This window comes from Microbacterium sp. (assembly GCF_047606385.1).
GTDB lineage: Bacteria > Actinomycetota > Actinomycetes > Actinomycetales > Microbacteriaceae > Microbacterium.
On record NZ_JASGEL010000082.1, the window covers coordinates 1 to 6617 of the forward strand.

7 protein-coding genes and 1 pseudogene are annotated in these 6617 nt (G+C 73.1%); 5 read left to right on the forward strand and 3 right to left on the reverse strand.

What is annotated here, in order from left to right; all coding sequences use genetic code 11:
* Positions 1–689 (reverse strand): PspC domain-containing protein (locus tag QM626_RS07635; RefSeq protein WP_415075650.1); only part of this gene is annotated, 689 nt, incomplete at its 3' end.
* A 115-nt stretch (positions 690–804) separates the two neighbouring features.
* Between QM626_RS07635 and QM626_RS07640 the strand changes: the two genes are divergently transcribed.
* The 3 genes from QM626_RS07640 (at position 805) to QM626_RS07650 (ending at position 3666) form a co-directional block, all read left to right on the forward strand.
* Positions 805–2013 (forward strand): PspC domain-containing protein, encoded by a 1209-nt coding sequence (locus tag QM626_RS07640; RefSeq protein ID WP_415075652.1) that lies wholly within the window; start codon positions 805–807, stop codon positions 2011–2013.
* Positions 2010–2672, forward strand: a complete 663-nt coding sequence (locus QM626_RS07645; RefSeq protein ID WP_415075654.1) for a LuxR C-terminal-related transcriptional regulator — start codon at positions 2010–2012, stop codon at positions 2670–2672. The genes QM626_RS07640 and QM626_RS07645 overlap by 4 nt, the downstream gene beginning before the upstream one ends.
* Positions 2673–2733: 61 nt before the next feature.
* Positions 2734–3666: a hypothetical protein gene (locus QM626_RS07650; RefSeq protein ID WP_415075656.1), complete on the forward strand. Its 933-nt coding sequence runs from the start codon at positions 2734–2736 to the stop codon at positions 3664–3666.
* A 48-nt stretch (positions 3667–3714) separates the two neighbouring features.
* On the opposite strand, the gene QM626_RS07655 is transcribed toward QM626_RS07650, so the two are convergent.
* Entirely contained in the window at positions 3715–4536 is an 822-nt protein-coding gene (locus tag QM626_RS07655; protein ID WP_415075658.1) for a class I SAM-dependent methyltransferase, read from the reverse strand.
* Positions 4537–4567: 31 nt separating this feature from the next.
* Between QM626_RS07655 and QM626_RS07660 the strand changes: the two genes are divergently transcribed.
* Positions 4568–5320 (forward strand): phosphoglyceromutase, encoded by a 753-nt coding sequence (locus tag QM626_RS07660; RefSeq protein WP_415075660.1) that lies wholly within the window; start codon positions 4568–4570, stop codon positions 5318–5320.
* Between the two features lie 112 nt (positions 5321–5432).
* Here QM626_RS07660 and phoU read toward each other — a convergent pair whose 3' ends face one another.
* Positions 5433–6119 (reverse strand): phosphate signaling complex protein PhoU, encoded by a 687-nt coding sequence (phoU, locus tag QM626_RS07665; RefSeq protein ID WP_415075662.1) that lies wholly within the window; start codon positions 6117–6119, stop codon positions 5433–5435.
* 151 nt (positions 6120–6270) lie between these two features.
* Here phoU and QM626_RS07670 point away from each other — a divergent pair.
* A pseudogene (locus QM626_RS07670) lies at positions 6271–6617 on the forward strand (two-component sensor histidine kinase); the annotation flags it as partial.

The window sequence follows — 6617 nt, forward strand, 5'->3', positions numbered from 1 at the left end:
GCCTGCTCGCGGGCGAGCCGCGCGCCGTCGTGGTGCTCCCGCCGCCAGGCGTCGTCGCGGGCGCGCCACGCATCGTGCCGGGCACGCCAGTCGGCGATGTCGGCGTTCCCGGCGCCCTTGTCCGGGGGGAGCGGCTCGGGGCCGGGCGGGGGCGCCGCGGGGTCGACGGCGCCCTCACCCGTCGACGACGTGGGGGCCGTGGGGTGGCCGCGGCGCGAGCCGCGCACGACGACGAAGACGATGCCGCCGACGAGAGCCAGCCCGAGGATCCAGCCCGCGATGCCGAGCCCGCGCCAGCCATCCCACGTGGGAAGGAGCCAGGGCGTGACGGGCACGAAGCTCACCGCGAGCAGGATGCCGATTCCGGCGATCGCCGGATCGAACCGTCCATGGACGAGCTCCCGGGCGTGGATGCGCCCGGTCGCGTCGGGCAGCAGCGCCCAGGCGATCGCGTAGAGGAACAGCATCGGGAAGCCGAGCACCGCCGCGACGGCGACGATGCCGCGCACGAGCGCGGTGTCGATCCCCAGTCGCGCCGCGACGCCGGCGGCGACGCCGCCGAGCCAGCCGTCGGCGCGGACGATGCCGAACCCGCGCACCCAGTCGAAGAACCGGTCCGCGCCGCTCGTGCCAGGCAGCGGGGGCGGCGGTGCGGGATCGGCCGGTGTCTCGATGCGTGCGTCGTCCATGGCTCGATCGTGGCAAGCGGCGAGAAGGCACGGCTATGGGGTGCTTCCCTGACCCGACCCTGATTTCGCTCTCCGGGGCGGGCGTCGTGACCGCGACATGTGATGCGATGGGCACATGGCCCTTCCCGTCCGGACCGCGCTGACGCGCCCACCGCTGCGGCGCCCGCGCGAGTGCCTCGTGTCCGGCACGGCGTCCGGGGTCGCAACCCATCTCGGCTGGAGCCCGACCGGTGTGCGGATCGTCTTCGTCCTCCTCACCCTCTTCTCGGGCGCCGGCGTCCTCCTCTATGCCTGGCTGTGGGCCTTCACGCCGTGGGAGGAGGCGGTGCCGCAGAACGGTCCGGACGCCGCGGGCACGCCCTCACGCCGCGTGCCGGTCGCCTGGATCCTCTTCGGGCTCTCGGGCGCCGGCCTCGCCCAGGTCGGTGCGTTCGCGATCGTTCTCGGGACCCGCGGCGAGGCGTACTCGACCGGCAGCGCGTGGTGGGCGGCGTTGCTGTCCACCACGGCGCTGGCCGTCGGGGCGGGGATGTGGGCGACCTTCATCGACGAGGACGACACCGCTCGCGGGCCGCGGCACGCGCTCGTCGTCCGGCTCGCGGCGACCGGAGTGCTCGCCCTGCTGCTCGTGCTCCAGCTGGCGGGGCTGCAGCAGGGCGGGATCGTCGCGTTCGCGGGCGCGCTCGTGCTCATCGCGGGCATCATGCTCGTACACTCCTCCGTGCTGGTCGAGCGATGGCGTGAGCTGGCAGGGGAGCGGGTGCGCCGCATCCGTGAGGAGCAGCGCAGCGAGATGGCCGCCCACCTGCACGACTCGGTGCTGCAGACCCTCGCGCTCATCCAGAACCGGGCGGGCGCGTCGAGCGAGGTCGCACGCCTCGCCCGCGCGCAGGAGCGCGAGCTGCGCGCCTGGCTCTACGACGGCGACGCGCCCGCCGACAGCGATCTGTCGACCGACCTGCGCGACTACGCCGCGGCGCTGGAGATCGACTACCCGGTGCGCATCGGCGTCGTCTCGGCGGGCGTGTCGACCGAGCGGGCGAGCGGCGAGGTCGCGGCGGCGGCGCGCGAGGCGATGCTCAACGCGGCTCGACACGCCGGGGGCGAGGTCTCGGTCTACATCGAGGGCACGACGGACACGGTCGACGTCTACGTGCGTGACCGCGGGCCGGGCTTCGATCTCGATGTCGTGCCCGACGACCGGCTCGGCGTGCGCGAGTCGATCCTCGGGCGGATGCGACGTGCCGGCGGCTCCGCCACCGTGCGCGCCGGGGCGGGCGGTGTGGGCACCGAGGTGCACCTGCGATTCGGAGGCGGGTCGTGAGCGGCGTCCGCGTCGTGATCGTCGACGACCACTCGATCTTCCGGTCCGGGCTGCGCGCGGACCTCGACGCCGGGCTCGAGGTCGTCGGCGAGGCCGCCGACGTGCCGGGCGCCGTCGAGACCATCGTGCGCGAGCAGCCGGAGGTCGTGCTGCTCGACGTCCACCTCCCCGGCGCCGAGGGCACCGAGGCCGCCGGAGGCGAGGCCGTCATCCGCCGCGCGGGGCCACGCGCCCCGTCGACCCGCTTCCTCGCGCTGAGCGTCTCGGATGCCGCCGAGGACGTGGTGCGCGTCATCCGCGCCGGCGCCCGCGGCTACATCACGAAGGGCTCCTCGGGTGCGGAGGTGAGCCGCGCGGTCATCGCCGTCGCGGGCGGAGACGCGGTCTTCTCGCCACGCCTGGCCGGGTTCGTGCTCGACGCGTTCGGTGCAGTCGTCGGCGAGACGGCGGCGACCAGCGACGAGCTCGACCGGCTCTCCTCACGGGAGCAGGAGGTCATGCGACTGATCGCTCGCGGATACGCCTACAAAGAGGTCGCGGCCGAGCTGTTCATCTCCGCGAAGACGGTGGAGACGCATGTGTCGGCCGTGCTCCGCAAGCTCCAACTCTCCTCCCGCTACGAGCTGACCGCCTGGGCCACCGAGCGCCGGCTGCTCTGACCGCGCGTCGGGCGTCGCGGGAGCGATCCCGCGGCGCCGCCCGCAGGATTAGGCTGGTCGGATGACCACGGAGCAACGGCGGGGCATCATCGCCGTCGCCGTGTTCGCCGGGCTCCTGGTCGTCGGGGGCGTCTTCGGTGCCGTGCTCACCCCGGCGGCGGCCCCGGCCACCCGGGTCGCCTCGCCCGCGATCGTGTGGCTCTCCCGCAGCCTGCTGCTGCTGTGCGTCGCCTGGCTCGTCATCGGGATGCTCGCCGCCCGCACCCGCGTGGTCGGCGCACCGGGCGCCGCGGCCGCCCGTGCCACGTGGCTGGCCGCGAGCCGACCCTGGCGCGCCCGCGAGTCGACGCTCGGCCTGCTGTCGCTCGACCGCTGGCTCATCTTCATCGTCCCGGTCGCGGTGCTCATCGCGACCCGCATGTTGCAGACCGCCCTCACGAACTGGCTGCACCTCGCGATCGTCGTCGGCGCCTGGACCGTCTTCGCGCTCGTCCTGCGGCTCGCCGTCGGCCGGCGCTCGCCGTGGCCCGTGATCGCGGCGGTGGGCGGGGTCGTGGTGCTGCGCTGCATCCTCACCCTCGTCGTCCTCTCCATCGCCGGGCCCGACGGCTTCTCGCACGAGTTCTGGCTGCTGCCGGCGCTGCGCACCCTCTTCGTCGCGGCCGCGTTCGCCGGATTCGCCTGGGGCTTCGTCGCCGCCGGCTGGGCTCTGCGTGGCCAGGGCGGCTCCCGCTACGCCGCCGGATCGCTGCTCGCAGCGCTCGGCGCCGGGCTCGCCCTGCCCGCGCTCGGCGTCGCCCTGGCCGGCGCGCAGAACACCGTCGAGGGCTGGGACGACGGTCTCGGCCTCGTACCGCACGCCGTGCTCACGGTCTTCGGGCTGCCGGTGGCGGTGGATGCCGTGGCGTGGTGCGCGGTCGTGCTCGGCGTCGCCGTCTGCGTCGCCGGCTTCGTCACCCTGGACCGTCGCAGCGAACGCCGACCTGCGCTCTGATGCGAAAGCCCCTCGGACTCTCGCATCCAGACAGTGCTGCACGCCGTCTCAGCCGGGCGCGACCGCCGACCACGGCACGCTGACCTCGCCCAGGCGCCAGCGTCCGCGCGCGAGCAGCGGCCAGCCGGCGTCCCGCAGGGTCGTCATCGCCCGGCGCCACCGCTGCACCGGGCCGAACGGTGCCAGGCCCACGGCCCGATCCCACTCCCGGTCGATCGCCCGCAGATAGTCGTGCACCCGCTCGCCCGGCACGTTGCGGTGGATGAGCGCCTTCGGCAGCCGTTCGGCGGCGACCGACGGGTGCTCCAGACCCGTCAGCCGCAGCGAGATCGTGAACGTGACGGGAAGACCCGCGGCATCCACCGCGACCCACGTCGAGATGCGCCCGATCTCGTCGCACGTGCCCTCGACGAGCAGGCCGCCCGGCTCCAGCCGCGACGCCATCCGCGTCCACGCATCGGCGACGTCCGCCTCGTCGTACTGCCGCAGCACGTTCATCGCGCGGACGATGCGCGGCCGTCGTCCGGTCGGCACCTCGAATCCGCCCCTCGCGAACGAGACGCGCGCGCCGGGACGGAACGGCGTCCCGCCCGCCCGCACCTGCGCCAGCTGTGCGCGGGCACGGCCGACCCGCTCCGGATCGATCTCCAGGCCGGTCACCTCGACGTCGGGACGTGCGCGGTGCAGCCTGGCCTCGAGCTCCAGCGCCGTCACCGCGCTCGCGCCGAAGCCGAGGTCCACCACGAGCGGCTCCGGTCCGGCGGTGCGCAGCACCGGATGCCGCGCGATCCACCGATCGACCCGGCGCAACCGGTTCGTGCCGGTCGTGCCCCGTGTCGCACGGCCGAGCGGGGACGACGGTGCGGGCATACGCCCATGATCCCAGGCCGCCGCCGATATCATGGGCCGCATGACCTACACCCTGATCCTGCTGCGCCATGGCCAGAGCGCGTGGAACGAGCTGAACCTGTTCACCGGTTGGGTGGACGTGCGCCTGACCGACCAGGGCAAGGCCGAGGCCGTCCGCGGCGGCCAGCTGCTCGCGGAGGCGCGCCTCCTGCCCGACGTGCTGCACACCTCGCTGCTGACCCGCGCCATCCAGACCGCGAACATCGCGCTCGATGCCGCCGACCGCCTCTGGATCCCGGTCAAGCGTTCGTGGCGCCTCAACGAGCGCCACTACGGCGCCCTGCAGGGCAAGGACAAGGCGCAGACCCTGGAAGAGTTCGGTCCGGAGCAGTTCATGCTCTGGCGCCGATCCTTCGACGTGCCGCCGCCCCCGCTGCCCGACGACAGCGAGTTCAGCCAGGTGAACGACCCGCGCTACGCCGACATCGACGGCGAGATCCCGCGCACCGAGTCGCTCAAGCTCGTCATCGACCGGCTGCTGCCGTACTGGGAGGACGAGATCGTGCCCGACCTGCAGGCGGGCAAGACCGTCCTCGTCACCGCCCACGGCAACTCGCTGCGCGGCCTCGTGAAGCACCTCGAGGGCATCAGCGACGCCGACATCGCCGAGCTGAACATCCCCACCGGCATCCCGCTGGTCTACCGGCTCGACGAGGACCTGAAGCCGCTCGGACCGGGGGAGTACCTCGACCCGGATGCCGCCGCTGCCGGCGCTGCGGCGGTCGCCGCCCAGGGCAACAAGTGACAGCCCACTCCGGTCCCCGCGAACCCGTATTCATGTCGCGAGCCCGTACCCGATCCGCGTGGATCGCCTACGGGCTCGCGACTCGAGTACGGCCTCGCGGAGATGGGCGGGCTCAGGCCTCGGGCGTGCTGCCTCCGGTCCATTCCTCGCCGGTGGTGACGACCCAGTCGCCGGTGGCGAGGTAGACGATCTTCTTGGCCACCGACACGGCGTGATCACCGAAACGCTCGTGATAGCGGCTGGCCAGGGTCGCGTCGACGGTGGCGCCGGCCTCGCCCTGCCACGAGTCGCTGAGCACCTTCTCGAACACGGCGACGTGCAGGTCGTCGAGCTTGTCGTCCTCGTTGCGGATCTCCTCCGCGAGGTCGAGGTTGCGGGTGTCGAGCAGACGGGTCAACTTGCGGGCGACGTCCACGTCGATCTCGCCCATCTTCGTGAACGTGCCCTTGAGGCCCTTGGGGATGGCGCGGTCGGGGAAGCGCATGCGGGTCAGCTGCGCGATGTGCTCCGCGATGTCGCCCATCCGCTCCAGCGACGCGCTGATGCGCAGCGCCGAGACGACGGTGCGCAGGTCGCTGGCCACCGGCTGCTGCCGGGCGAGGATGTCGATGGCCAGCTCGTCGAGCTCGATCGCCTTGTCGTCGATGACCGAGTCGTTCTCGATGACCTCCTCGGCCAGCGCCACGTCGCTCGTGCCGAACGCCTTCGTGGCCTTCTCGATCGCCTCGGCGACGAGCTCGGAGATCTCGACCAGGCGCACGCGCACCTCATCCAGGGACTGCTGGAAAACCTCGCGCATGGAGATGCACCTTCCTTGTCGGCGGCCGGGCGAACGGTCGCTGGGCGATTGTCCCGGCCGAAGGTTAACGGTCGGTGCCTCGGTGGTGAATAGTAGTCCGGCCCCGATCGCACGCTGATCCGTCCGGAGACGGCCATCTACGCTTGATGTCATGGACTCGACACAGCTGGCGCTCGTCGCGCTCCTGGTGGGTCTGTTCATCGGAGCGTCGATCGTGCTGCTGCTGGTGGCCGCCTACCGGGCGCGCGCGACCGTGCGGCAGCAGGCGTCCAACAGCCTGCCGGCCGGCATCGAGGACGTGCTCGGCGCCATGGACGACGCCGCGATCGTGCTCGACGGCTCCGGCACGGTGCGTGCGGCATCCGCCGCCGCGGCCGGCTTCGGCATGAACGTCGGCGAGACCCTGCAGGAGGAGCGGCTGCGCGAGCTCGCCCGGGACGTGCGCGAGCGCGGCGGCGCCGGCTCCGCCCTGCTGGCCCTGCGTCGTCCCGCGGCGCC

Coding starts and splice junctions, on each gene's coding strand:
- QM626_RS07640 (WP_415075652.1), top strand. CDS start 805: ATGGCCCTTCCCGTCCGGACCGCGCTGACGCGCCCACCGCTGCGGCGC.
- QM626_RS07650 (WP_415075656.1), top strand. CDS start 2,734: ATGACCACGGAGCAACGGCGGGGCATCATCGCCGTCGCCGTGTTCGCC.
- QM626_RS07655 (WP_415075658.1), bottom strand. CDS start 4,536: ATGCCCGCACCGTCGTCCCCGCTCGGCCGTGCGACACGGGGCACGACC.
- QM626_RS07660 (WP_415075660.1), top strand. CDS start 4,568: ATGGGCCGCATGACCTACACCCTGATCCTGCTGCGCCATGGCCAGAGC.
- phoU (WP_415075662.1), bottom strand. CDS start 6,119: ATGCGCGAGGTTTTCCAGCAGTCCCTGGATGAGGTGCGCGTGCGCCTG.